Genomic DNA, 26,007 nt, shown 5'->3' on the forward strand with positions numbered 1-26,007 from the left:
GCACGCCACTAATTTTCGAATGAAGAGAAGAGAATTGAACTTTATGCCGAACTACCTTGAGCTTCCTGTGGGCCCTGAGTCGCCCGAGGTGATCAACGCGGTCATCGAGATCCCACTAGAGGGAATCAACAAGTACGAATACGACAAAGAGCTCCACGTATTCCGTCTGGACCGCAATCTCTACTCCCCCGTACATTACCCCGGCGACTATGGCTTCATCCCTTCGACTCTCGGTGACGATGGGGATCCGCTGGATGTTCTGGTTCTGGTGGATGCTCCGAGCTTTCCTGGCTGCGTCATGGAGGTCCGTCCCATAGGCCTGCTCGAGATGCGTGACCAGGGTGTGGGCGATGAAAAGGTTCTGGCGGTCGGCAAGGGTAATCCTCGCTACAAGGATGTGTGGAACTTCTCGGAGATCTACCCTCACATGCTGAAGGAGATTACCCACTTCTTTGCAATCTATAAGGATCTGGAAGGCAAGCGGGTTGAGGTGAAGGGATGGCGTGACGCCTCCTTCGCCCGGGCGAAGGTTCTTGAGGCGCAACAGCGCTTCATCGATACCAAGCCTGAGAAAGAGAAAGACGTCAAGATTGGCGCAGCCAAGTAGACGGTTGATAAGATCCATCGAGAAAGCCGGGAAGAGCGCAAGGTCAGCGCTTTCCGGCTTTTCAGCTGCTTGTTGTCATTGAGACGCCCGGTTCTCAGCAGAATGTGCTGCTCAGCGAAGAGTTCTTTAGATTGATGACGAGATTCCGGGAGCGGCACGGTATAATCACCTGAAAGCCCGAGCAAAGCAGGGTTCGGAGAGTTGGCCGAGTGGCTGAAGGCGGCGGTTTGCTAAACCGTTATAGGGTCAAAAGCTCTATCGGGGGTTCGAATCCCCCACTCTCCGCCAGAAATCTTACAACCCCCTCTACATCAACGGTTATGAACCAGTCGAAACGCACTGCTACCAGCAGTTGCTACCCGATCTGTAAGGTTGACCAACTCCCATAATCACTGAACGGCACCTGACGACGGTATTAGCCCAAAGAGGCTAATCGTGAAGTCACCCGCGCAGTTGTATCTCCGTGTCCGTCTCCCGAACGGATCCTACCGCTATCTGAAGGCAGCGTTCGCCGCGAACGGTCGCCTTCGTCCTCATCACGCCATCCACTCTGACAGAGCCACCGAGTTCCCCGACGCTTCATACCATCTCCGCTATCGCAACGCGGGTAAGCGGGTATGGGAACCTGTCGGCAGGGAGCCTTCACTCGCACTTTCACGACTACAGCAGAAGATTCGCGATCTCCAACACGTCAGCGACGCTGCCGTGGACATCAAGTGCCAGATTCTTGCCGAGGTCGCATCTCAGACTCTTCGGATCCCAGAGCAGTCTACGACTCGGTTGCTGCTTAACGATGCGATCAAGGAGTACTTGGCCGAAGTAGAAACACACAAGTCTGCGAAGACCTACGCAGCCTACAGGAAGACGCTCTACCTATTCAGTCCCGAAGTCGCTAGGGAAGCGGCGACGGAAGCGGTCAAGAAAGCTCAGATCGACGGCGTACCGGTCACCGCATCCCAACGCAAAGCGATAAAGGAAGCCGGTGAGATCAACCGTCGGTTCCCGGACAAGCCACTTGCAGACCTCACTCGTAAGGACCTACTAGACTATGTGTCCTTCCTGAAGGACGTACAGGGTAGCGCTCCTCGCACTCGTCGCAACCGCATCGATTTCTTCCAAATCTTCCTTCACCATTATGGCCTCCCGTCGCTGCTGAAGGGTAAGGATCTGCCCCAGTTCACAGAGAAGAAGGCTCGAGCATACAATCCGAGTCAGCTCGCCAAACTCTTCGCCGAGGCGACGCAGGACGAAGCCGATCTGCTCCAATTCTTCCTCTGTACCGGTGCCCGTGAACGGGACGCACAGTTCGTTTGCTGGACCGACGTAGATCTGGGACTCAAGACGTATACGGTCACCGAACACCTCGATTTGGGGTATCAGCCCAAGGACAAGGAGGAAGGCTCACTCCCTATCCCGGATGTTCTCGTGTGTGTCCTTAAAGCTCGGCGGGAACGGTATCCGACGACGCGTCTGATCTTCCCGGGAAAGAGCGGTAAGCCAAACGGACATGCACTTCGCATAGTCAAGCGTCTCGCTCTCCGCGCTGGGTTGAACTGCGGCCAATGTGGCAACAAGAAGAAGCAGAAGTCGTGTATGACATACCCAGTGTGCAGTCAGTTCGTACTGCACAAACTGCGGAAGACCTTTGCGACATTCGTCCACCACAAGGGACTTCCGGCACAGACGGTTCAGCGGTACCTCCGGCACAGTGATCTCCGCACGACCCTAACCTATATCGCCGACGCGGACGACGATACGATCCGGAAGACGATCAACAGCACCTTCCAAGGCTTCGAGAGCTATCCGAGGAATAAGGAATGAAGTCTTCTTCATGTCAGGGCATTCTTCCTTGAGCGACGACAAGCCCAATGGGTAACCGCGGCTTTACCTTCCACAGCATTTTGGCGGTTTGATAGTGATCCTAGACCTTTTCCAAGATAAGATTTGCGCGATAGTTCTATCACCTCGCTCAGGCTGGCTCAAAGCAGCCATCGAAACGCCAGAAACTTGAGCACTGGTTGTGTGGTGATCACGCGATTGGTGTGGTGCGCCAAATCGCGTTCTGCACTTGCTGTCTCGACCCCGACCACTTCGCGAGTAGCGCATATAGCGCATCCCTGTACGTCATACCGTCCATTGTCTGTCCGCCCGTATCCGGCTTACTTTTTTGGGAGGTGCCAGGGCGACACGACAACGGAACCGGCACCGGCTGGGACAACTGCTTCATCAGCGGCCCGCAAAAGCGAGCGAGATCTTCCAGCTGATCGTAGTGGAGCAGATCACCCGACCAATAGAGACTCTTCGATAAGGGGACGAGTAAATCAAGCCCGATGCTGCACAATAACGTTGGCCGACTACTGTCGGAGGCGTGGTACCGCTCTATCGGCACGAGGTATATAAGCGCGTTAGGCAGGCTCGTCGGGTCTGGGTTTGAGTAGCCAAGCAGTATGTACTTTTGTATTTCTCCCTCGGAAGTCGCGAAGGATGGGGCTAGCGGTAAACCGGCCCATTGCTCGGGGCCGCGGCTCATGGCGTCGAGATGTCGAAGTAGTACCCACAATTCAACGTACCTACTTTCTGCTTGTTCTGTTGGCTGTTCCATACACATAATCTCTGCACCTGAACAGTCATTTGTGCAATTCCAGAAAGGCGACAAACCCATTTCGAAGGCCGGGTCACGGGGTACCCATAAATGCGTCTCGCCCGTGCGCTGCTTCACGACGCCAATCCGACTTCTAGAATCGACCGCTTCAACCGTCGAGATTGATCCGGCGCATGCCAGGCCAAACTCCTAATCGAGTATTCACGACCTGATTCGCCTTCGTACCCGGCGTACAATGAATTGCGAGAATTTCAGATCGTAAGCAGTGGACTCTGGTTATTACGGGAAACCACGAGCATCAGATGACTCTTTGCACGGCTGAGCGCGACGTACAGTAGACAGCGGGCGTCCTCTTTGTCGGGGAACATTTGGGCATCGCAGGGCATGACAATCACGCTTCCGCACTCCAGCCCTTTCGCTTTATGTATCGTGCTGATAGCCCTCTCCGCAGGGATAGGCCGAGAATAAACCCGGCGGTGGGTAATCTCAGCAAACGCGTTTTCCGCACTGTCAAAGTCGCCCAGACGAGTCGCCTCCCAAAACTCTCGATGGCAGTCAATCTTGATGTCGGCGAAGTTTTGGTTGCTGGAAGCAAGTTCAGATAGTCGACGGAGCATCTTGGCCACTCCGAAGTGATTAGGCTCGTCTACCAGAAAACGCGCGAGGCCTTGAATGGCTGCGGGTTTGCCACGGCACAAACCGGTACAGCCGTCGCGTATCTCTTGCTCGAATCGGTTGCCAAAGGCGGATGGACTGAATCCTTTGCCAGTCTCGCTGACGAACGCGGCAGTGGCCGATGCCACGGCCATGGCGTCGCCTCGCCCGGCTGAAAGCCCATCGACGAGTCTTTCTAGACTAGTGCGGGTATGCCCTTCCCACAAGGTGATGCGGCGATTGAAGAACGCGCGTAGCGAGCGGGCAGCGTCGTTATGACGGGTCAAGATTAACAGAGACGAGTACATACGTTCAAAGGTGTCGATCGGTCGTCGGTCTTGCGAAGAGAGCTGATATTCCCTGTTTCTTCGAGACCGGTTTTCCGCGAATACAACCGTGACGGAGCGAGGCAAACCGGTGCGCAGGTTGATGGTCCCCCCCGATTTGAGGGCACTTCGTGCGGCGAGAGTCCATTGCCCCAGCTCTGTGCATCCGTTCGTCCACCTGTGCGGATGATCTAGCTGTTCATATGCGTGTGCTTGTCGGGTAATGGTATCCCAGTCACAGGCGACGCTGGTGCACACCCGCGATCTCTCCCGGAATATCTTTTGCATCGGATCGCCGAAGATTCGAAGTTTCGTTCCTTGGGACTGAAGCGCCATAACAATGGAATGCTGGTCGCCGCTGGAATCCTGATGCTCGTCGCAGATCACGATGCCATACCGCTGCGCTAGCGAGGCGACTATCATCGGGTGCCGCTGCAAAAGCGCCGAGACAGTGAGCGCGAGTTCTCGATACCCATCCCGTCGCTGGCGGACCCAAGAAGATACATCGGACGGAAGGCCTAGGCCCAGATGATAAGCGGAGGCTATTCGTGCAATGACGCTATCGATGGTTCGGATTTCAATGTTGGCGCCGACGCCCTTCGTGCGCTCAGAAAAAACGGAACAGGCCGCGTGGGTGTGCGTCAGGATAAGAAGCCGAGGTTTTTTGCTGGCGACGGCAATCTCACGTGCGTAGTCGGCGCCACTGGTGGTTTTCCCGCATCCGGCAGGTGCTTCCACCACTACGAGGGGCATATCCGATCGTAGTGCGGCATAAACGCTGGCATCACTCACGTGTTCAAATCCGGAACTTCATCGAGATTAACCGACTTCCGGACGGCGTTGCAGAAAGGCAGCAATTGATTTTTCAGATTGTGCCAAACGCCGAGCCTAAAGATCTTCTCCGCGAGTTCACGGCCGCCGTCTAGCGTTTTGAACCAAGTCTGGCTGTGGGATTGATATTGTTTTTTCTCCCCGGTCTTATCCTGCGGTACAGTGCCCAAGGCCGCCGAGAGAATAAGTGTGCGGAGCTCCGTGTCGGCGGTCGCCTTAATTGTTACAAAATCCTTCTCCCGGATTCCCAACCGATCGGCCAGCGTCCGCAGGCGCATCCCAGTTTTTTGGTCTTCTGGGTCAATGAGCAGCGCTTCCAACTTATCGTCCGGCAACGCGGCGATGATGTTCTCTTCGAGGCAACCGGATTGCCAGCGGAAGAGAAGAGTGCCCAACTTTTCCGATACCCGTTCCCAACGTTCCGGATGCTTTCCTTCGTCGTCGGCAAACCCGCCGAAGCGGAGGCCAGCGACTGATAGCGCTTCGAGGAGTCCGAGCGCAGATTCATGCCCACCGCCATTCGTTATATGCACCCCATGCTTCTGCAGGACAGTTCCAAAGGCTTTTTCGAGCAGAGCGGAGGCGAAGCCAAACTCGGTGACACCTTCAGCAACGATAGCCAGACGGGCCAGAAAGCATTCGGGATCGTGCTTGCGCTGCCGCGCCACACTTGCCGATGCCAGACCACCTATCCTGCCGTTGTGATCGACATACCAGAGGCTTGCTTCCTCTGCGGCCGAAATAGCGGCCGGACTATGGGTGGTGAGAAAGACCTGCGACGGACCGCCTAGAAGATTCTCTATCAGGACGCGCTGCCGGTAAGGTTCAAGGCCGCGCTCCACCTCGTCGACAATTGTGATGGGAGCTTCGCCCTGGTTTTGTTCTGCAATTGCAAGCGCTGCGTATCGTCGCGTTCCAGAACCCCAGCTGGCCAGCGGTAGCTGCACGCCGTCACGGTTCGCGGTAAGCCCGATCAATGCCGAGATGGACAGTCCCTGCCCTCCCGTGAGGGCGAGGTCGAGATTGTCAGGCAAATTCTTTGCCTTGAAAACAGAATCCAATGTCTCGAGCGCGATCCGTCCTTCCGGCTCAAGCTGGCTGGCGACATCGCTTTTGGCCAGCTCGGTCGTAAGTCGGGAGCGCAATGCTTTGTCCGATATTAGTCGCTCCAGCGCCGAGCCCTGTACGAGACGGAGGTCACGGTCGTTCCGGTCATCCCCGCTCAGGCGCACAAGGCCAATGCTACGCCGCAGCGCAACGGATAGGCTGTCGGCCGTGCCGTCAGGCTGGATGATTTCATAAATGAGCTCCAGCTCTTCCGTTCCACGCAGACGAAATCGATAAACTGGTTCGCCGCTGGAAGCTTCTCCTGTGATGGTCGGTACCTTGATATCTTTGCCGTCCCATTGCCACGGCCAGGAAGGCTTGGTCTGACCGTTGATCCCGCTTTGCGACGGCAGCGAGACGACTGCTTCGATTACAAAACCTGCGTCGATGGCCCTGGCACAATAATCGGTATCGGCTAGCGCTGCGGGGTTAGTAGGGCTAAGCAAAAGCGCGATGGCGTCGAGGATGGTGGTCTTTCCGACGTCGCCTCCCCCCAAAATGACATTTACGCCCTTGGCGGGTTGCCAAGTGAAGCTTTTGATACAACGGAAGCGCTCGATAATAAGGCGGTAGATGACGGGTGCGTTCATGGTGTTCGTGCGGTTGATCCATCATAGAGCGACTCCTCTAGTGCGCCCATTGAGAATTCTTGTTCGTACGCGGAAGCCGGAGTCTACTTGGTTCAATTGAATCGGGATTGGCGAACTCGCTCCCTGCTGCAGGAAGCTCAACCATGACGATGACCAGAAGGCGCAGCTGAACTTTGCTGTACTCGCGGTCAAGTACAAGAACGCGAACCCCGCCGATGGCAAGTACCCCAAGGATCCCAACCACGCGATCCTCTGGGAGCTCGGCTGGATCAAGCTCTCGCAGGCAGGCTTCCGTGGCATCTCGGAACTCGTGTCCTAGGATGACGCCGGTGCGCACTCCTTCGACTTCGCGATGGCATATCGCGAGAACGGGATCGGCTTCAAGTACGTTCGCGTGTCCAACAAGGCCCGCTTCCGTGCCAACCCCGAGCTCGAGAAGACTGTGCTCGAAGAGGCTGCCAAGTTCGCTGACGGAGCTGAGCTGAAGAAGAAGCTCGGCAAGGTTGTCACCGAGCTCGACCTCAAGGCTGTGCTCTCTGGCAATTCCGCCGCCGGTTCCGGTTCCGGAGCCAAGCTCCAGGCCGAGAACCTCGACGACCTGTAGTCCCTCGCGACCGGAGCTGCTTCGGTAGCTCCGGTCCTTTTTGTCCCTGAACCCAGATAGACGGAGTCGTTGTGGCAAGAGCGCGTGCAGTGCGGAAGGACAACTCGGAGATGCTCGATCAGATTGCTGATGGAGTGAAGATCAAGCGGAAGCGGACCCCCAAGGCCCCGCCTGCGCCTCCCGAGCTGAAGATCATCCCTCCCGATGATTCGATCGATCGTTGGCTCGTCCTGGGCCTCGATCCCTCCCTGTCCCGCACCGGATACGCCTTCATGCTTGTCGAGAACGGTCCGAGTGGACAGACCGCTCGCTGGTTGGACGTGGGGAGCCTCAAGCCCGACGACGCCAGCGTGCCGGTGTGGATCCGTTCTAAGGCGATCGCTCTCACGCTCAAGCGGATGTTGGATCAGGTTGTGGCTTCTCTCGCAAGGAGTGAGCACCACCTAGATTCTCTCAAGCGCACTGGTCTCATCATCTCGCTCGAGGCCCCCACCCCGGGGAACGACTTTTTGACCAGCATCAGCCGCATTCTGCATCTTGTTTTGCTCGATTCGAGCTCGCTGCTGACCGACTTCGGTAGGACCCAGGTGCAGATGACCAACGCGTCTACTCTGCGCTCGCTCATGGGATTGAAGAAGACGGGCAATAAGAACAAGGTCGAGAACGTCGGCAAGGCTTACGAGTATCTGGACCTGGGCAAGTATCACAACCTCGATACCGATGCTTGTGACGCTGTGCTGATGGCCATCATGGGCCGTTATAGCGCTGCGATCCTGCTCGGCATCCCCAGAACGTTCCTGAGCGGTTCCTCATCGCTCTGACGAACGCCACCGTCGAGGTCGTGGGAGCGGGACGCAATCAGCGCACACGCACCAAGGGAATCCTTCATCGCCCCGAGTACTGGACCCGCTACGCGCCGAATAAAGTAAAGGATCCTACGAATTCAGGATTCAGGTCCCCGCGACGGTATTACCCCGAGTGGAGGTTTAACGACCCCCCGCATATACCACTCGGAGAACAACAAAAGTGCCCCTTAAACACCCACCGAAGAACATCGTCCAGCCTGAACCCGGGCCCACCTTAAGCCACTGTATTGCTGCTGATCAGTTGATCATCTCCTCCCATGGTCTGAAGTATGTTGGGGAAATCTTTACTGAAACCGGCATCGGCGCCACCTGCACGAACAAGAACACGCCGATGCGTTATCCGTTGTTCAATCGTCACGGCGAGGCCGAACATACCTCAGCCTTAACCAACAACGGCTCCCGTTCCCTGTTCCATGTCGTCACGCGGTCAGGGCTTGACATCAAGGCCACCGCAAGCCAGAAGCTTCTTACCATCGACGAAGCCGGATGGTGGGTGTGGAAGAAGCTGTCAGACATCACCCCCGGTCACCATTTGACGGTCAACCGTAGTTATGGATCAGGCATCGGGGTGGTCGCCGATCTGTCCTACGACGAGCTTTATTTCGTCGGGGTAACGCTGGCAGACGGCCACCTTGGATGGAACCGCATTCTCCTCTGCAATGATGACCCCGTCGTCCAGAGCGCCATCGTCAACTCTGGAACTGCACTCATCGGGAAGGAACCCAGGATCTACGCAAGGCCAGGGAAGACGAAGTCCTTGGGGTACTATTTCAACTCGAAGGTCGGCGTTGAGCGGCTCTATGAACTGCTCGGATGGAAGCGCTGCAACGCCGCAGGTAAGGTTCTGGGACCGGTTCTGCGTCGTCTCAACCGTGACGGCATCCGTGCGGTCCTTCAGGGCTACTTTGACTGTGAGTGTTCTATCGATGGCTCCGTCATCGAAGTATCGTCGGCGTCGAAGAAGCTCCTCTCCGAAGTTAAAGTTGCATTGCTGGTTCACTTTGGAATCGTCAGTATCTTGAAGGAAAAGAGTGTTTCGAAGTACCCGGAAAAAGAATACTGGCGCTTGATGCTCTACGGTGCTGAGGCAGAATCGTTCCTGACCAACGTAGGGTTCCGCAGTGAGATCCGGAAGAAGGCCTGTGATGGACTCCGGGGTGTGAAACGGAACCCGAACCTTGACTCCATTCCCAACGTCGGCGGTCTTATCAGTGCTGTGTGCAACTCGTCCGAGGTAGATCGTGCACTTTACTACAAGGTCCGGGACTACATGAATCGGAACACCTGTGATCGAACGCCGAATGCCAAGCTCACGTACCAGCGTCTGGCAGAAATTCTTGCGGAAAGTTGGGCAAAAAGCCTTGCGCTCGAGCGGCTACGGGAAATCTATGTGGCTGATTACTACTACGACGAAGTGATTTCGGTCACTCCTATGCCTGCAGAACCCACTTTCGACTTCACGATGCCGTTGACCAATTCATATGTATTGAACGGCGTCGTCAGCCGTGGTGCCACCAACCGTTGATGAAGCTGATATTGCCCGGCACCTGCTCCTTGAACACGTGCCGGGCTATTCCGCTTGTCTTGATGACGTAGACCCGAATCCACTGCATAGTCGAGAAGATGGAGGCCCTCATCGCGTAGAGTGGCTTCATGAGTTTGCTCGCATCGATCGCGCGATGGCAGGAAGAGTCCTTGGCGATTGCGCCGCCATCGGGTACCGACCGCCTACCGGGTGTGGGAGGACTCCCCGGCCCGGCATTCTTTCCCGAGGGTTTCGGCCTGAGTCATGTGGCAATGGTTCGGAATGACCACCCCACGATCATCGCCATCGGGCACAACTTCGGCTGCCAGGCTTACCGCAACGAGATTCAGTCAGCAGGCTGTGAAGACGACAAAGCAACGTGGCGGAACTTGGACGCTCTACTCCTTCAAGCCGGTTCCAACCCCGCTCAGTGCTTTCGCACCAACTGGTTTGTCGGCCTTCTCCCCGGCAGCAAGCAGACCGGACGCTTCCTTCGAAAGCCTGACCATGAGTACGAGCAGGCATGTCTTTCGCTCTTGTTGAAGCAGATCCGCGAGATCAAGCCGACGGCGATACTTCTGCTCGGCCCTGAGGTTGCCAGTCGCGCCTACAGTCTGATTCCCGCACTTATGCCCTGGCGGGATGCCGAGAAGTGGACTGATATTGACCGGAGCAGCATCGGCCATTCAGCACGCGACGTCGAGGTTCCTGCGGCGAGAGTTCGGACGAACGTGGTCGCTCTCTTGCATCCGTCTTTCGGAGCGGCGAATCAAGGGCGTCGGATGAAGAACATGCGCATCCCCATGACCGAAGCTGACCTCATCCGGGCTGCGCTGGCGTAGCTGTCAGAGACCTGTCGCTTAGCTCTCCTTGGTCAGCGCATTCCGCCAGCGTCGTGCCCTCGGGCGGACCACTTTTCTTCGTAAGAGCCGTCTGCCGGGATACCAGCTTCGGCGGGTGGGAATCCCGGAGCGCTTAGAAAACGCCGCAATCCAATCTATAAGCACGTGTCTCGTCTTGCTCCGTAAGAGTATGCCCGGAGACTACCACTGGAACACCATGAAAACCAAAGCCTTACCCACTCGACTTCTACTAGTATAGGTGGAACGATAGGGGGCATTGGTGAGTACAGAAAAAGTGGAGTTAGTCTTCGATGGGCCTGGAGTCGAGAACGGGTTGATAGATGCCTCTTTGCTTGCAGATTCACTCGCGGGCTATAGCCACACATTCAACCGAGCGAACGAGATTCTGAACGGGGAAGAAAGCGAGGCGGGCGTATTCGTAGAAGCCGGATTCCGCAAAGGGTCATTCATTGTTGACCTGCAACTAGTGCAGACAATCACTGAGCATGGAAGGCAATTGATCACAGCCCATCCGATCCTCGATGCCACCGGAATAACGTCGGCTCTGGGCTTTGCTTGGCATCATAAAGGAGAAATAAAGGATGGGCTTCTAGAGCTTTACAAGTGGCTAAAAGGAAAGAAGCCGGACGCCGTGACGAGGATTGGGGAGAGCACGGAACTTACGATTGGTGAGAACAGAAAGACTGTAACCAACAATATCTTCAATCTGTATGGAGATGATGCCATCCGGCAGGGCTTGAGCAGTTTTGTGAAGCCTCTGGCGGGGGCGCAAGTGGATCGCATCTCATTAGTCAAAGATGGAGTCGAACAGGCTTCGTTAGACAAATCCGAGGTCGCTTACTTCAATACAGAGCCTCTGACTGAACTGCCGACCTCTCCCGCTTTGAGCGGGAAACGACAGGCAGCACTCACGGTCTCAAAACTATCCTTCACGGAGACAAGCAGCTGGACCTTCTTTGAGCAAGGCGCGACGGTGGTTGCAAAGATAGAGGATGACGACTTCTGGAAGAAGGTCCATGAGCGGACGGTGACATTCGGTGAAGGAGACACGCTCGTGGTCCAACTGGCGTGGAAGGTCGAGCAAAAATCCCGGTTGGTTCAGAGAAATACTATCCTCCAGGTGCTCAAAGTGATTCCCCGTCCCGAGCAACTGCAACTTCACCCTGAATCGCCGGTTCGTAAGACTGGTCGGCGATTTAGAGAGGACTAGATCAAAACCACCCTGAAAAAACAGTGCCTTAGACATTTGTGGCTAAACCGTCTATTTGGGGTATACCCCAGATGAGCGTCCAGTTACGCCTCTGATTAAGTCCAATTAGAGTGTGAATGATAATTTCTTGACTCATGCTCACTATAGTCCTAAAGTCTATTTGGACATAATGGAGAGTTATCAGTGCAGGGACACATAATTGGATACAAGAGGGTGAGTACCCTTGATCAACGCGAACTCAGGCAGCTAGACGGCGTCAAGCTGGACAAGGTGTTCACAGACAAAGCGTCCGGTAAGGACACAAAGCGTCCGCAGCTACAGGCGGCACTAGAATTTCTACGCGAGGGCGACACGCTTGCTGTGCATTCCATGTGCCGCCTCGCAAGAAATTTGGACGATCTCCGTGCGATAGTCCTGGGCCTTACGAAGCGTGGGGTGAAGGTTCAGTTCATAAAGGAATCGCTTGCCTTCACCGGCGAAGACAACGCGATGTCGAACCTGCTCCTTTCCGTCATGGGTGCGTTCGCTGAGTTCGAGCGGTCACTCATAAAGGAACGGCAGCGGGAAGGGATAGCGTTGGCTAAGAAGGCCGGGGTCTACAAAGGACGCAAACCTGTGCTCACACCGGACAAGGTGGCAGCTCTCAGGGATCGGTTAGGAGCCGGGGAAAAGAAGGCCGCTCTCGCACGTGAGTTGGGGATCAGTCGACAAACCCTGGACACTCACCTAAAGGCTGCTTGAGCATCCACTTTCACACCCAATACAGGCTTCTTAGCCGAAAGGGGCAGTGCGACCGAACTCAGAGTGTGTTGAACTATCCTGAGCCAGTATGAATGTAACCCCCTATCAGGCCAAGTACTTCGCCCACGAGTTGACTAGGCGATGCTCCTCCGACAGTGCCGAGAAGCTCGCCGGAGCCGTGGCCAGTGCCCAGGTAGACCTGAATCCCCACCAGGTCGACGCCGCCCTCTTTGCCTTCAACTCCCCCCTGGCGAAAGGTGCCCTCCTCGCCGACGAGGTCGGGCTCGGCAAAACGATCGAGGCCGGACTCGTTCTGTCGCAGAAGTGGGCGGAGCGCAAACGCCGGATTCTCGTCATCACCCCATCGAATCTGCGGAAGCAATGGTTCCAGGAGATCACGGAGAAGTTTTTCCTGCCCTGCAAGATCCTTGAGGCCAAGTCATATAACGCCGCGATCAAGCAGGGTGATTTTCGCCCCTTCGAGGCCAACGCACTCGTCATCTGCTCTTATCAGTTCGCTTGCAGCAAGGCGGCGGACGTTGCCAACACGCCATGGGACCTCGTCGTCATAGATGAAGCTCACCGACTCCGGAACGTCTACAAGCCAACCAACGTCATCGCCAACACCCTCAAGCGGGCGCTCGGCAACACTCCGAAGCTGCTACTGACTGCGACGCCGCTGCAAAACACTCTCCTGGAGCTCTTTGGCCTCGTCAGCTTCATCGACGAGCACACCTTTGGCGACCTCAAGAGCTTCCGCGAACAGTTCGTCAATCTCAATCAGCAGCAGGTCTTTGAGACGCTCAGGTCACGCCTGAGACCAGTCTGCCATCGAACCTTGCGCCGTCAGGTCACGGGCTACATCTCTTACACAAAGCGTCTGCCCCTCGTGGAAAGCTTCACTCCAGAAGAGAGCGAAGACCGTCTCTACCACGCCGTCTCTGACTATCTACTTCGCCCCAACCTGCAGGCGCTGCCCCCAAGTCAGCGATCCCTCATGACCCTCGTGCTGCGCAAGCTGCTCGCGTCCTCCACCTTCGCGATTGCCGGAGCCCTGACCTCCATGGCCAACCGGCTCCGGTTGAGACTCGTGCAACGCCAGCCGGATGCTTCACTCGAAGAGGACCTGAACGAGGACTACGAGGGACTGGACGAGACCGCTGAGGAGTGGGACGACGACCTCGTCCAGGAGGAACTCTCAGAGACCGCCCGGGTTGCCCTCGAACAGGAGATTGCGGACCTCGAAGCGTTTGCGAAGCTTGCCTCCTCCATTGAGCACAATGCCAAGGGCAGGGCTCTCCTCAAAGCTCTGGACGTCGCCTTCGCCAAGGCGCGGGATATCGGCGCGGCGGAAAAGGCGATCATCTTCACGGAATCCCGGCGCACACAGAGCTACCTATTGCGCCTGCTAGCCGACAGCCCGTTCTCCGAAGGGATCGTCCTCTTCAATGGTTCGAACACGGACGATCGTTCCAAGGAAATCTACGCCGCCTGGCTTCAACAGCATCAGGGGACGGATCGTGTCTCGGGTTCCCGAACAGCAGACATGCGTTCGGCGCTAGTGGACTACTTCCGTGCGGAAGGTCGCATCATGATCGCCACCGAGGCAGGTGCGGAGGGGGTCAACCTCCAGTTCTGCTCCCTCGTGGTCAACTACGACCTACCCTGGAATCCCCAGCGGATCGAACAGCGCATCGGACGTTGCCACCGGTACCTGCAGAAGCACGACGTCGTGGTCGTCAACTTCCTCAACCGCAACAACGCCGCCGACCAGCGTGTCTTTCAGCTCCTCTCTGAGAAGTTCCAGCTCTTCGAAGGCGTCTTCGGGGCCAGCGACGAGGTGCTCGGCGCGATCGGGTCCGGGGTCGACTTCGAGAAGCGCATCGCCGAAATCTATCAAGACTGCCGTCAGCCGAAAGAGATCAAAGCCGCCTTCGACAAGCTCCAGCTTGAGCTCAGTCTCGAAATCAACGAGGCAATGACATCAACGGGCCGCAAGCTCCTGGAGAACTTCGACGACGAGGTACGCGAGAAGCTCCGAGTTCGCGACGAAGCCTCCAAAGCCTTCCTCAATCGGTTCGAGCGGCTTTTGATGGAGGTGACTCAGCACGAGCTGAACGGCCACGCCGACTTCATGGGCGACTCGGCCTTCCGGCTGAAAACGACACCATTCCCAGCGGGCAACGCCGACATTCCGCTCGGACTGTACGAGCTCCCCCGTCGTTCCGGTGAGGCACACCTCTACCGGCTCAATCATCCACTCGCCGAAGCAGTCCTCCAGCAAGCGAAGGACCGAGAACTCTCCTCGGCTGAAGTTCGTTTCGACTACGCGAGCCGTACGGGCAAGGTCTCGCTGCTCGAACCTCTTGTGGGCAAGTCCGGATGGCTGGCCTTATCTGAGCTTTCCGTCGAGGCGCTCGACCAAGCCGAGGACTATCTGATCTTCGCCGGGATAACTGACCTCGGCGTAGTACTTGACGAGGAAACTGCGGCCCGGCTCTTCAGGCTCCCTGGCGCCGTCGGAGCGGTGCAAACTGCTCCCACCTCGATCACCGACGCCTTGGCTACCCAAGCCAGTGAACGCCAAACCAAGATTCAGCGGGACATCTCAGAGCGGAACGCGCAGTTCTTCGGAGAGGAGGCTGATAAGCTCGACGGCTGGGCCGACGACCTCAAGCTGGGCCTGGAGCGCGAGATCAAGGAGTTGGATCGCCAGATCAAGGAGGCCCGCCGCGCGGCCACGACCGCGTTGTCGCTGCAGGATAAGCTCGCGGGCCAGAAGCAAATTCGCGTACTGGAATCACAACGGAACGACAAACGCCGCTCTCTCTTTGACGCGCAGGATACAGTGGATAAGCAACGCGATTCACTCATCGCAAAACTTGAAGGCAAGCTCAGCCAGAAAGTATCGACACAGCCGTTGTTCCTCATCCGCTGGAGCCTGCAGTAACAGCTATTGGACCTGAAGAAGCTTATGACGAAGAAGCAGAAACTTGAACTGACCTGGATTGGTAAGGAAAAACGGCCAAAGTTGGAACCGCGCATCCTTCTCGAAGACCCCGCACAGAGCTACCACGCCGCGCATCGAGTCACCGACAAAGACATTTTCGACAACCGCCTCATCTTCGGGGACAACCTGCTCGCGCTCAAGGCGTTGGAGCAAGAGTTTACCGGCCAGATAAAGTGCGTCTACATCGATCCTCCCTTCAATACCGGTGAAATGTTCGAACACTATGACGACGGAATGGAGCATTCTATTTGGCTGTCGAATATGAGAGATCGCCTTGAGATCCTAAAAGTGCTCCTCTCGGATGAGGGTTCAATCTTCATTCATATCGACGATAACGAACTAGGGTATCTAATCGCGCTCGCCGATGAAGTGTTCTTTCGGAAGAACCGAATCGCGGTAATAACGTTCAAACAGAGTTCAACATCTGGCCCCAAGGCCGTTAACCCCGGTCTTGTAAGCACCGCGAGCTACATACTGTATTACGCAAAGGACAAGACGGCATGGAGACCAAACCGTGTCTATCAGTCAACCGAAAGAGACGATAGATATAACCGCTACATCGTCAACTCGGAGGAAGATTTTGCATCGTGGCGGACGATCCCCCTTAGAGAGGCTTTCAGCAAGAAAACCGGCGTTCCAGTGAAGGATCTCAATAAAACTTTTGGAGAAGAACTCGAAGAGGAACTGACCAAGTTTGTTTTGAGTGATCCGAGTAGGGTCGTAAGGACAGCTCGGGTTGCGCCAAAGGACGTGAATGAAAACGCTAGGGAGGCACTGAGTAGTTCGCGACGCTCTCCAGACAGAGTGTTCTGCTCACATCGTGAAGGCCGTGACGATTACTTTTTTCTGAATGGTGAACAGTTGATCTTCTACTCGACAAAAGCGAAGCAGATTGATGGCGAGTGGGTTACGGCTCTGCCAGCATCAACAATTTGGGACGATTTGCTTTCGAACAATCTTCATGCCGAAGGCGGAGTGGCATTTCCGAACGGCAAGAAGCCAGAAGCTCTCCTTCAGCGGATCTTGAGCTTGGCAACCTCCCCGGACGATCTAGTTCTCGATTCGTTTGCGGGCTCTGGCACCACAGGCGCCGTCGCTCATAAGATGAATCGTCGCTGGATTATGATTGAGTTGCGAGATCACTGCAATACCCACCTGTTGCCACGATTGAAGAAGGTTATCGGCGGCGAGGACCAAAGCGGTATAACGAAAGCGGTCACTTGGAAAGGTGGCGGTGGCTTCCGCTACTTCTGTATTGCCCCTTCGTTGCTTACACAGGACAAGTGGGGCAACTGGGTCATCAGCAAAGAATACAAGGCGGATATGCTCGCCGAAGCCGTCTGCAAACTGGAGGGTTTCACCTACGCTCCCAGCGACACGACCTACTGGCAGCAGGGTTACTCCACCGAGCGCGACTTCCTATACGTCACCACCGCCCACCTCACGCCGGAACAACTTCAGCAATTGAGCGACGAGGTCGGCCCAGAACGCACTCTGCTTGTTCTCTGCACCGCATTCCGAGGCAAGGCAGACCGCTTCGGCAACCTAACCATCAAGAAAATTCCCAAGCAGGTGCTCTCACGCTGCGAGTGGGGCCGCGACGATTACAGCTTGCAGGTAGAGAATCTGCCACAAGCTCCGCCCGAACTTGGTCAACAGGCGCTCTTCGCCGAGGAGGTGGGGGAATGAACCGTCACGTCAATGCCATTGCCGGTCGCCTGAGCCTCCGTCCACCACAACGCCACTCCCTCGAAATCCTGGACCGGATCACCGAGATAACTCCGCCGCGCAAGGATACGGACGTCGAAACCGCCCTCTCGGCAATCCAGTCTGAGTACGGTACTGTCACCGACTTCGAGCGTGACTTCCCCTCGGTTTGCTTCAGATTGGCGACCGGTGTCGGCAAGACTCGCCTGATGGGGGCCTTCATCAGCTATCTTCATCTCGCACACAGCATCAACAATTTCTTCGTCCTCGCCCCAAACCTGACCATCTACAACAAGCTAATCACTGACTTCACCCCGAACACTCCGAAGTATGTCTTCAAGGGCATCTCGGAGTTCGCTACCGATGCCCCCGCCATCATCACCGGAGACAACTACGAGTCTATGGCGTCCACGCTCTTCGACACTACGATCCGGTGCAACGTGAACATCTTTAATATCTCCAAGATCAACTCCGAGGTTCGAGGCGGCAAGGCCCCCCGCATCAAGCGCCTCTCCGAGTACATCGGCGCAAGTTACTTTGAGTACCTGGCGAACCTGCCCGACCTTGTCCTGTTGATGGACGAGTCCCATCGGTACCGCGCCTCTGCAGGCATCAAGGCCATCAACGAGCTGAAGCCAGTGCTCGGGCTCGAGCTGACGGCAACGCCGTTCGTCGAGTCCGCCCGAGGCATGACTAACTTCAAAAACATCATCCTCGACTATCCACTGGGTCGCGCGATGGAGGACGGCTTCGTGAAGGAGCCCGCCGTCGTCACCCGCAAGGACTTCAACCCGATAGGCATGTCCGCCGAGGAGATCGAGCGACTCAAGCTCGAAGATGGCGTGAGACTGCATGAGAGCGTCAAGGTCCAACTAGAGACCTATGCCCGGGAGAACTCCCGCGAGATCGTCAAGCCGTTCGTCCTCGTCATCGCCCGCCATACGGAACACGCCAAGGAGCTACTTGACCTGATCCAGTCCGACAGCTTCTTCGAGGGGGCGTACAAGGAGAAGGTCATCCAAGTCGACTCCAGCAGAAGCGGAGCCGAAGAGGAGGAGATGATCACCCGCCTCCTGAAGGTCGAGCGCACAGACGAGCCCACAGAGATCGTCATCCACGTGAACATGCTGAAGGAGGGCTGGGACGTCACTAACCTCTACACGATCGTCCCGCTTCGCGCGGCGAATGCCCGGGTGCTGATCGAGCAGTCCATCGGGCGCGGACTCAGGCTCCCCTACGGCAAACGCACGGGGGTGGCTGCAGTCGATACGTTAAGTATTGTGGCTCATGACCGGTTTCAGGAGATCGTCGAGGAGGCCAACAAGGCCGACTCCCCGGTCCACCTCAAGGCCATCGTCCTGCATAACAACGACCTGCAGCAGAAGACTGTGACGGTGGTATCGCAATCGCAGCTCGCCACACGGCTCGGTATTACTCCCACCCAGACGACCACCACGACCATGGTCCCGACTCCGACAGCGCCGCCGACTTTTACCAATCCGGAGGAGCAGCGGATCGCGCAGATCACATACGACGTTATAAAGACCTTCGAGAGCCAGCCGGAGCGAGTCCCATCGGTTTCGGCTTTGTGCGCTATCCCTGTCCGCCAAGAGATCGTCAGGCTCGTCGAAGAGCAGTACCGAAGCCCTCAGATGGACCTCGAAGGAGTTGTCGAGCGACCGGACATATCGGCGATCGTGGCGAAGACCACCGAGCTGGTGCAGAAGCAGACGATCGACATCCCACGCATCCTCGTGGTTCCCACCGGCGAGGTGAAGTCTGGTTTCCATCCCTTCACTCTCAACCTGGATGCAATGCGCTATCCGGCACCCTCAGAGGACCTCTGGAGCCAGTATCTCCGAACCGGCGAGCGAGAAATCCTGTCGGTCGGCACACGAGGTACCTCCGAAAAGAGGCTCGAGGACTATGTCGTCAGCGGTCTGGTCGACTTCGACGACGTCTCCTACGACGATCACGCGGATTTGCTCTACGATCTCGCCTCTCAGACGGTCAGACATTTCCAGACTTACCTCTCCGACACCGAGATAGGTAAGGTTCTCCGCTGCTACCAGCGCGAGATTTCCCGCTTCATCCACTCCCAGATGCAGGAGCATTTTTGGGAAGAGGCGACCGGTTACGAGACCAAGGTGACGAAAGGGTTCACCGAGCTGAAGCCGAGCGCCTACACGATGTCCGCAAGTGAGCAGATTCGGGACTACCGAATCTCTCCAGAGGACAAGAACAATATCGGTCGGTATCTATTCGGCGGCTTCCAGCATTGCCTCTACGCCGAGGAAAAGTTTCAGTCGGACTCGGAGCGCAAGCTGGCCGTCATCCTGGAGCGGGAGCAGGTCAAGTGGTTCAAGCCGCGCAAGGGTCAGTTCCAGCTGTTCTATAGATGGGGTTCCGATCATCGGGAGTACCAACCGGACTTCGTTGCCGAGACCAATGACTGCATCTACATGCTGGAACCAAAGGCCAGAGGTGATCTCGATGACACCGAGGTGAAGCTCAAGTGCGAAATCGCGGTGAAGTGGTGCGCATTGGCTACGGAGTACGCAACCGATACCGGTGGGAAGCCATGGAAGTACGCTCTGATTCCCCATGATGTTATCGGCGACAACCGGACGCTCAAGGGATTGGTCGACCTCTACCACCAGGCAAACTGAGGCTGACAAAAGCTGGTCTCTCCATCATGGAGTTTGGCCTATCCTGATTCCACTCGGGTGTTCACTCCGCCGGAGGCGTTGACAGCATGACCGCCTCGGGCCGCCATGTTCCCTCACCTCCGCCTCACTGCAGAACAGCAGTCGCTCTGCACGCGCACCACCAGCTCCAACACGTTCTACATGCTCTTCGCCGACGCTCTGGCTTCGAGCTCTCCGTGGTCCTGATTGGGGGATTGGGAGGTCCAGCGGCTCAAGCACCGCACCCGGGTCGATCTGGACAACTCAAGCGGCTCGCTGCTTCGACATCCCTAAGAAGGCACTCTACAGCCGCATCCTCGAGGCCGGGAACAGCTGCACCTACGTCGCCCCTTCGGTCACCGGTATCGTGCACGGCGGGTTCGCCCTGCACAACTGGTTCGATCGCCGGGGATCGCTACGTCGACACTCCTTCGTCAACGCCTGGACCGAAGAGATGAAGATCGCTGTGTTTAAGGCCGCCGGACACGTCATCTTCATCCACCGCAACCTGGCCACGGCGGCCGCTCTTCAGGAGTATGGCAATGGCGTCAAGGTCACCTACATCGACCTGAATTCTTGGGAGGATGCCGAGATGGCCGTCCACAAGGGCCGACGAGATCGACTGTCCCCCCGTGATCTTCACCGCCGGTCCGGCCAGCAAGTACATCGGTCCTCGTATCACTACGCGCGGTGGGCCCATGGGTTATGCAGGGGCTAGCAGAGGCAAGCGTGACGCGAGAACCCATGTCGTTATTGCCCGCACAGGGCTTGCAGGACTAGCAGGGAAATTTCGGACAACCGACTTTTAGTGCGCTATGAGAGCTCGTGATTCGGGGTTGTGGGACTCTGCCGTAAAGAGCCCTGCTAGTCCTTCTAGTCCTGCAAACCAATGTCATCATTGATGATTTGCGACTCCCTCAGACCTGCACTAGCCCTGCAAACCCCTGCAACCAACGTCCCTTCGCCTCAATCACCAGTCCTCTACTTCCCCGTCCCTACGTGGTGCACTAAATCCCACCCCCCGCCTCTCGGTTCCCCAGGGGAGCATTTATCCATGTGAGCCTCGAGAAGATCGAAAAATCTCGAATTAGTAATCACCCTCCGACGCCCGCCGTTGGTATTACCCCCTATGGCTACTCTGACTACGACCACGACTACGACGAAACACCTTTCCTGCCACCTGACCACCACCGCGTACTTGCTCCTGCTCTTGCTTCACCTCCATGGGCCGCTCGGTTTCACCGATGTCTGCACCCTCCTCCTCCTGAAGATTCCCTCGCTCCATACGCTCTCCATCCGCCTTGCGTACAACGGCTATATCGCCATCGACAAGTCTTCCAACCTTCCTATCTTTACGTTGACTGATTCAGGCCGTGCCGCAATCGCTGCATACCTGCCCTACACGCCCAACGCGAGCTAGCACCACCACCGGGCCATCGCCCCGATCATCACCGCCTCATTCAGGCGGACTGGAGAATTGCGTTTTATGAGCGAAGCATCGACCATCAACTACGCGGATCGCGAGCAGGTTCGCCTTTACCTGGATTCTCTTCGCCTTGGCTTCGAGATCATCACCGACGCCAATGGCGCGATGAAGAAGATTCGTCGTCCCGCGCACCTTGTGAACCGGGACATCTTCAATGTCGTCCATACCCACCTTGAAGCACGAGGAGAAATCTTCGCGGCACCTCAGCCGTATTACTTCGACCGCATCGATCACCGCCTCATCCGGCTCCTCGAGGGCGACGCCAATCTTGCCCAGCTCCTGCGCGAACTCGGCCTTCTCCCCACAGAACCGCACACCAAGCTTGTTTCCCGAGCCTTGGCGGATATCGGCAACTCAGCCGAGCACCGCACCGTCCATCGGCTGGCCTTCTTCGGGTGCGATGCGATCTACATTCGCGCCACTGAAACGACGATGCTCAAGGTCACCGCGACCGACATCACCGAGGTCCCTCTGGGGACGGATGACGTGATTCTGATCGCCGATGACCTCGGCGACTGGCCTTCCTTGGCCGAGCTCGAGCCCTACCTTGAGTCTCTCCGCCCTCAGATGGGAACCACCTGCACGCAGATCCGCCCCGACCTCCCTTTGGCGAAGCTGACGACGCGTTGGGCTGACGACTGCCTCCTCAACGCTGAACAGCAGTGGCAGATGGCCTTCACCCGCGCCACCTTCATCTTCGCCGCCAGCCGGTACTCGACCTGGCCCATCCTTCTCCTCACCGGCGAAGGTGGCTCGGGCAAGTCCACTTTCTTTGAGCTCCTGCTCTCCCTGCTCGTCGGCGAGCCCACTATCCTCCAGAGCCTCCCATCGCAGGAACGTTCCCTCGTCGCCCTGCTCACCAAGTCGTCGATCGCCGCGCTGGACAACGTTGACGGCGCAGGCCTCGACCGCCCTGACCGGTCCTCGGTCAACGATTTGATCTGTCAGGCTTCGACAGGAGCAAAGATCAGCATTGCTCGCCTCTTCAACGATAACGTCCTCGACACCTATCGCCTCCGCCTACACACCTTCTTCACCTGCCGTGTGAACCCCTTTGATCGCGACGATGTGATGCGCCGGACCATCGAGCTCCAGATGGCAACTCCCACCGAGGACGGTCCCGATAAGGATGCGCTCGTCAGGGCTTTTCTCGCCGACCGCGCCCCGATGCTGGCCGAGCTTCTTCTCCGCCTCCAGAACATCGTCCGCGCTCATGACGAGCATGGCGCAGCCGAGTTCCACATGGTGACTAAGATGAAGGAGTACGAGAAGTTCACGTACGTCTGCTCCGCCTTTGAGGAGCGCCTCTCCGAGACGAAGAACCTTTGGGCATCCTATATGCAGCGGTATCGGCGCTCGATCACTGAGACCGATCCCCTCGTCCACGCGGTCCGTCTTTGGTTGGGAAAGGGGGGCAACGATGGGCGTCAGGTGTCGCCGACCACGCTCTTCACCGAACTCCAGACGATCTTCGCCGATCTCGAACAGGTGTTCACCTACAAATCGCCATCGGCCTTCGGGCGCAATGTCGCCAAGCACCGGACCTCGCTCCGCACAATCGGGTTCTCCGAGGTACCCACTCGCGGAAACCAAGACTATGTTTTCCATCCGTCGGCAGACGAACTGGCCTTGTGCAAGCGCTTGTATACCGATCTACGCTCCGCCATCTTGCGGCGTCCGGTCGGCGCTTTCTCGCCGCGCCCGTCGTCTTCGTACTTGATGCCAGAGCCTGGGCCCGGAGACCTCGACGATATCGACTCCCACGCCCCATCAAAAAGGGAGCCGCTGAAGTGACCCGCGCAGAGGAGTTTCTCCGTTACGTCTCCGGACCCGGCGAGATCCGTGAACTCCGCCTCTTCACTTCGAACGGTTACATCTGGGCCGGAACGTTCGATGATCCTGAACGTATGGCTCGGCACGCCCTGGCTGCGCAGAATCACTATGGGGCCACCGCCGCGTACTTCACCCTGAACTCGATACGGCCCGAGGATGCCGCTTTGATCGGAGATCAGCAGATGAACCGGGTCTCAATGCGCCCCCGCCGCACTACTCGCGACGCTCAGGTGCTCCGGCGTGACCTCTACCTCATTGACATCGATCCGGTTCGCCCGTCTGGTACCTGCTCGACCGATGAAGAGAAGGCCGCCGCGTTCGAGGTGATCACTCAGATCCGGGCCTACCTCAGCGAGCGCGGTTGGCCTGAGCCGATCTTCATCGAATCGGGCAACGGATACCACCTGCCTATAAGGGTGACGGATGCAGCGCCTCCTCCGGTGCTTGGCGCTTCGTGCTGAAGGCCCTGGCCTCGAAGTTCGACACGGATGAGGCGAAGGTCGACACGTCCGTATTCAACGCGTCCCGGATCTCCCGGCTCCCGGGCAGTTGGAACCGCAAGGGGGAGAGCACCGATGAGCGCCCGCACCGCCAGGCCCGCGTTCTCAGCTATCCATCCACCTGGAAGCCCCTTGAACACGGCCCCCACATCTCACGACTCGCGAGCGCTAACGGGTACGTATCGCAGTACGCCAGGTCAGTGAAGACGAAGGGACAGGAGCCGACCCTGCTCATTGACGAGGGGGGCGTGCACAAGCTCATCGCCGAATACCCCGAACAGCTCGAGCTCAGCGGCGTCTCGCGGGACGGCGCGGTCATCTACTTCGCCCTCGCCTCGTGCCCCTTCGCTGGTCGCCCTCACCGGGACCAGTTCGTGGGACAGGGGAAGACGACAATCCTCCTCCGCCCCGACTCGATCGGGTTCAAGTGCTTCTCGGACGACTGCGCCGATCATACCTTCGCCGAGCTCCTACGCCATCTCCGCGACTCCACCGGACGCCGTCCCTCCATGTCGATCTGGGCGAGCCGGAACGGATCCGGATCTCGCGTCGATGATCAGGCGTTGGGGTGGCGTGATCGACGTGACACGCGTCGAAAATAGGAGCAGGAGTTTGAGCGTCTCTACAAGGCGACGATGAAGAGCTCTAGCTGGAGCACCTGGAGTCGGGGGAAGGGAAGTTCGATTCCGACACCTACGCGACCCTATACTCCGAGGACTTCGAGCAGTGTCCCAAGGTTGATCGTCAACTGATCTTCCATCCGCCGTCGCCCAGGTCCGGGACGCTGCTGACCGGCGCTCGATCTTCGTTGGAGGTTTGGGAACTGAGATTTTATCGGGCCAGATAATGGGGGTCCGCGCCCGACCGGGAGTATTACCCCTCATGGCACGACATTTCAAAGTACAAAATGTAACGACTCAGGGCGATACGACTCCGGAATCGCCTATGTGGACCTCCTCGGAAGTTATGGCTCTGCTTCGAATCAAACGAGCAACGCTTTGCGGGTACTGCCGCAAGGGGCTTATTCCACACCTAAGGATGCCGGACAACTCGTACCGGTTCAACTCAGCGGCGATCCGAGCGTGGATAGCCAGTCGCTCCAACGGATAGCAAATTGCTAGGATGGCCTGCCTAAGCGAGGGCTTACAACGTCCCGTTCTCAGCTTTCCGCTGAAGAATTGCCATCCGGGTTTGAGGCTTGCATTCTCTTGAAGAGAGATCGGAGGTAATCGCCTCTAACGGACGGAAGGTTGTGGGATCGAGGACGAAGAGCTCGCATTGTTTTCGGTAGAAGTCAGAAACCCAGTCATTGACCTTTGGAATTTTGGCGCCGGTCGCAAGTTCGACGAGTTGCTCGTCGAACTTCGGGATGTTTTCGCGCAGGTCCTGAATGCTATCTTTGGAAGTTTCGCTGGTGGGGGTGGCGACAAGGCGAAGGTAATTGAGGAAGCGGCGTACCTCTCGGGTCGTTTTGCTCGTGTCGAAGATATCTTGCGAGTGACTCTGGAGGGCCTTGGAGAAGGTCTCTGGATCTTTCGCCTCCTCTGGACGGCGGGGACGGCTCAACCGGTAGACGAGGAAGATGAAGGCAACGGCGGTAGAGAGGATGATGGCGAGCCATCGTCCTCCAGATGCGCCGATCTTGTCCCTGTCGTAGAGCACCGAGGGGGCTTCCTGGGGCGGTTTGGCAGTTGTGGCGGGTTTTGTTTTTATCCCTTGCGGCGTGACGGTGCTCGTGGGCTGAGGGGTGGGGTTCGAGAGCGGGGGCGCAACTCCGGGAACAGCGCCAAGCGGAGCGCCAGAGATCATCTCTGAGATGGGATGAGTTGCTACCGCCCAGTAGCACGAGGCTGCGGCAAGCAGAGCGATGACGAGCATGAGGCGTTGAAGAGGACGCCGAAGGCTACGGACCTCTTGTGGCTTACGCCGGAGAAATTCGAGGTAGTCGCGGGCCTGTGGGCTGCGGAGATTGAGGCGGAGGTTGATGATCTTGCGGAGGTAGCTACGGGCGTATTCGACCCGGAGGGCCACCTTGTCTGGCTCGGGGCGTTGCGCCGTGTCGCTCGCATGATCGTTTTCAAACTCCTGAACGGCAATGGACTCGAACTGCTGAGAGGCGAGGGCTTCGACCTTCTGGTAGTCGGCGCGACGATGATGAAACAGGAGGAGTCGGAGCTGAGGAAGTTGATGGCCTCAAGGATCTGTACGACCTGCTCGGGGCGGCAGCGGTCGAGATCATCGAGGAAGATGACGAGGCG

The 26,007-nt window shown here is 57.3% G+C and carries 23 protein-coding genes and 1 tRNA gene; 17 read left to right on the forward strand and 7 right to left on the reverse strand.

All coding sequences use genetic code 11. The features are described 5' to 3' along the window. The first annotated feature begins 43 nt into the window (after positions 1-43). The 3 genes from JAO29_RS15420 to JAO29_RS15430 all read left to right on the forward strand — a co-directional run bounded on the left by JAO29_RS15420 (position 44) and on the right by JAO29_RS15430 (position 2,428). Positions 44-607 (forward strand): inorganic diphosphatase, encoded by a 564-nt coding sequence (locus tag JAO29_RS15420; protein ID WP_334269135.1) that lies wholly within the window; start codon positions 44-46, stop codon positions 605-607. A gap of 195 nt (positions 608-802) precedes the next feature. After that, positions 803-895 (forward strand) — tRNA-Ser (locus tag JAO29_RS15425). 147 nt (positions 896-1,042) lie between these two features. Further along, entirely contained in the window at positions 1,043-2,428 is a 1,386-nt protein-coding gene (locus JAO29_RS15430; RefSeq protein WP_334269136.1) for a tyrosine-type recombinase/integrase, read from the forward strand. Between the two features lie 1,032 nt (positions 2,429-3,460). On the opposite strand, the gene JAO29_RS15435 is transcribed toward JAO29_RS15430, so the two are convergent. The 3 genes from JAO29_RS15435 to JAO29_RS15445 are packed head-to-tail and all read right to left on the reverse strand — an operon-like array spanning position 3,461 to position 7,054. Further along, on the reverse strand, positions 3,461-4,981 hold the full coding sequence (locus JAO29_RS15435; protein WP_334269137.1) for an ATP-dependent helicase: 1,521 nt from the start codon (positions 4,979-4,981) through the stop codon (positions 3,461-3,463). Then, positions 4,978-6,717: an ATP-dependent nuclease gene (locus JAO29_RS15440; RefSeq protein WP_334269138.1), complete on the reverse strand. Its 1,740-nt coding sequence runs from the start codon at positions 6,715-6,717 to the stop codon at positions 4,978-4,980. Before JAO29_RS15440 ends, JAO29_RS15435 begins: the two co-directional genes overlap by 4 nt. Before the next feature lie 37 nt (positions 6,718-6,754). Further along, positions 6,755-7,054, reverse strand: a complete 300-nt coding sequence (locus JAO29_RS15445; RefSeq protein WP_334269139.1) for a hypothetical protein — start codon at positions 7,052-7,054, stop codon at positions 6,755-6,757. Between the two features lie 15 nt (positions 7,055-7,069). Between JAO29_RS15445 and JAO29_RS15450 the strand changes: the two genes are divergently transcribed. The 3 genes from JAO29_RS15450 to JAO29_RS15460 all read left to right on the forward strand — a co-directional run bounded on the left by JAO29_RS15450 (position 7,070) and on the right by JAO29_RS15460 (position 9,712). Then, positions 7,070-7,321 (forward strand): hypothetical protein, encoded by a 252-nt coding sequence (locus JAO29_RS15450; protein WP_334269141.1) that lies wholly within the window; start codon positions 7,070-7,072, stop codon positions 7,319-7,321. A gap of 71 nt (positions 7,322-7,392) precedes the next feature. Beyond that, positions 7,393-8,142 carry a hypothetical protein gene (locus JAO29_RS15455; RefSeq protein WP_334269142.1) on the forward strand — a complete coding sequence of 250 codons (750 nt, stop codon included), beginning with the start codon at positions 7,393-7,395 and terminating at the stop codon, positions 8,140-8,142. 205 nt (positions 8,143-8,347) lie between these two features. After that, on the forward strand, positions 8,348-9,712 hold the full coding sequence (locus JAO29_RS15460; protein ID WP_334269143.1) for an LAGLIDADG family homing endonuclease: 1,365 nt from the start codon (positions 8,348-8,350) through the stop codon (positions 9,710-9,712). Here JAO29_RS15460 and JAO29_RS15465 read toward each other — a convergent pair. After that, positions 9,687-9,842: a hypothetical protein gene (locus tag JAO29_RS15465; protein ID WP_334269144.1), complete on the reverse strand. Its 156-nt coding sequence runs from the start codon at positions 9,840-9,842 to the stop codon at positions 9,687-9,689. The two genes, JAO29_RS15460 and JAO29_RS15465, sit on opposite strands and share 26 nt — an antisense overlap. On the opposite strand from JAO29_RS15465, the gene JAO29_RS15470 reads away from it, so the two are divergent. The 6 genes from JAO29_RS15470 (at position 9,841) to JAO29_RS15495 (ending at position 19,912) form a co-directional block, all read left to right on the forward strand. Further along, positions 9,841-10,554, forward strand: coding sequence for a uracil-DNA glycosylase family protein (locus JAO29_RS15470; RefSeq protein WP_334269145.1), 714 nt, complete (start codon positions 9,841-9,843; stop codon positions 10,552-10,554). The genes JAO29_RS15465 and JAO29_RS15470 overlap by 2 nt on opposite strands. Before the next feature lie 280 nt (positions 10,555-10,834). Then, a complete protein-coding gene (locus JAO29_RS15475; protein WP_334269147.1) occupies positions 10,835-11,785 on the forward strand; it encodes a hypothetical protein in 951 nt (316 codons plus the stop codon). Positions 11,786-11,968: 183 nt separating this feature from the next. After that, positions 11,969-12,526, forward strand: a complete 558-nt coding sequence (locus JAO29_RS15480; RefSeq protein WP_334269148.1) for a recombinase family protein — start codon at positions 11,969-11,971, stop codon at positions 12,524-12,526. 88 nt (positions 12,527-12,614) lie between these two features. Next, entirely contained in the window at positions 12,615-15,476 is a 2,862-nt protein-coding gene (locus JAO29_RS15485; protein ID WP_334269149.1) for an SNF2-related protein, read from the forward strand. Between the two features lie 24 nt (positions 15,477-15,500). Then, a complete protein-coding gene (locus JAO29_RS15490; protein ID WP_334269150.1) occupies positions 15,501-17,225 on the forward strand; it encodes a site-specific DNA-methyltransferase in 1,725 nt (574 codons plus the stop codon). Continuing rightward, positions 17,222-19,912 (forward strand): DEAD/DEAH box helicase, encoded by a 2,691-nt coding sequence (locus JAO29_RS15495; RefSeq protein WP_334269151.1) that lies wholly within the window; start codon positions 17,222-17,224, stop codon positions 19,910-19,912. Before JAO29_RS15490 ends, JAO29_RS15495 begins: the two co-directional genes overlap by 4 nt. Positions 19,913-20,345: 433 nt before the next feature. On the opposite strand, the gene JAO29_RS15500 is transcribed toward JAO29_RS15495, so the two are convergent. Further along, complete coding sequence (locus tag JAO29_RS15500) at positions 20,346-20,597, reverse strand: hypothetical protein (protein WP_334269152.1); 252 nt, start codon at positions 20,595-20,597, stop codon at positions 20,346-20,348. A 462-nt stretch (positions 20,598-21,059) separates the two neighbouring features. On the opposite strand from JAO29_RS15500, the gene JAO29_RS15505 reads away from it, so the two are divergent. The 5 genes from JAO29_RS15505 (at position 21,060) to JAO29_RS23565 (ending at position 24,859) form a co-directional block, all read left to right on the forward strand. Further along, positions 21,060-21,350 carry a hypothetical protein gene (locus JAO29_RS15505; RefSeq protein ID WP_334269153.1) on the forward strand — a complete coding sequence of 97 codons (291 nt, stop codon included), beginning with the start codon at positions 21,060-21,062 and terminating at the stop codon, positions 21,348-21,350. Between the two features lie 66 nt (positions 21,351-21,416). After that, positions 21,417-23,210 (forward strand): hypothetical protein, encoded by a 1,794-nt coding sequence (locus JAO29_RS15510; protein WP_334269154.1) that lies wholly within the window; start codon positions 21,417-21,419, stop codon positions 23,208-23,210. Next, positions 23,207-23,710 carry a hypothetical protein gene (locus JAO29_RS15515; protein WP_334269155.1) on the forward strand — a complete coding sequence of 168 codons (504 nt, stop codon included), beginning with the start codon at positions 23,207-23,209 and terminating at the stop codon, positions 23,708-23,710. The genes JAO29_RS15510 and JAO29_RS15515 overlap by 4 nt, the downstream gene beginning before the upstream one ends. A 239-nt stretch (positions 23,711-23,949) precedes the next feature. Then, complete coding sequence (locus JAO29_RS15520) at positions 23,950-24,351, forward strand: hypothetical protein (protein WP_334269156.1); 402 nt, start codon at positions 23,950-23,952, stop codon at positions 24,349-24,351. A 343-nt stretch (positions 24,352-24,694) separates the two neighbouring features. Continuing rightward, the gene (locus JAO29_RS23565) at positions 24,695-24,859 is read left to right on the forward strand and encodes a helix-turn-helix domain-containing protein (RefSeq protein ID WP_442886410.1); all 165 of its coding nucleotides are present in this window, start codon (positions 24,695-24,697) and stop codon (positions 24,857-24,859) included. A 33-nt stretch (positions 24,860-24,892) separates the two neighbouring features. On the opposite strand, the gene JAO29_RS15525 is transcribed toward JAO29_RS23565, so the two are convergent. Both JAO29_RS15525 and JAO29_RS23570 read right to left on the reverse strand, forming a co-directional pair. Beyond that, positions 24,893-25,627, reverse strand: coding sequence for a hypothetical protein (locus tag JAO29_RS15525; protein WP_334269157.1), 735 nt, complete (start codon positions 25,625-25,627; stop codon positions 24,893-24,895). Next, entirely contained in the window at positions 25,579-25,998 is a 420-nt protein-coding gene (locus tag JAO29_RS23570) for a P-loop NTPase fold protein (protein WP_442886411.1), read from the reverse strand. Before JAO29_RS23570 ends, JAO29_RS15525 begins: the two co-directional genes overlap by 49 nt. Positions 25,999-26,007: the final 9 nt, after the last annotated feature.

Source organism: Edaphobacter sp. HDX4, from assembly GCF_036877565.1.
Classification (GTDB): domain Bacteria; phylum Acidobacteriota; class Terriglobia; order Terriglobales; family Acidobacteriaceae; genus Edaphobacter.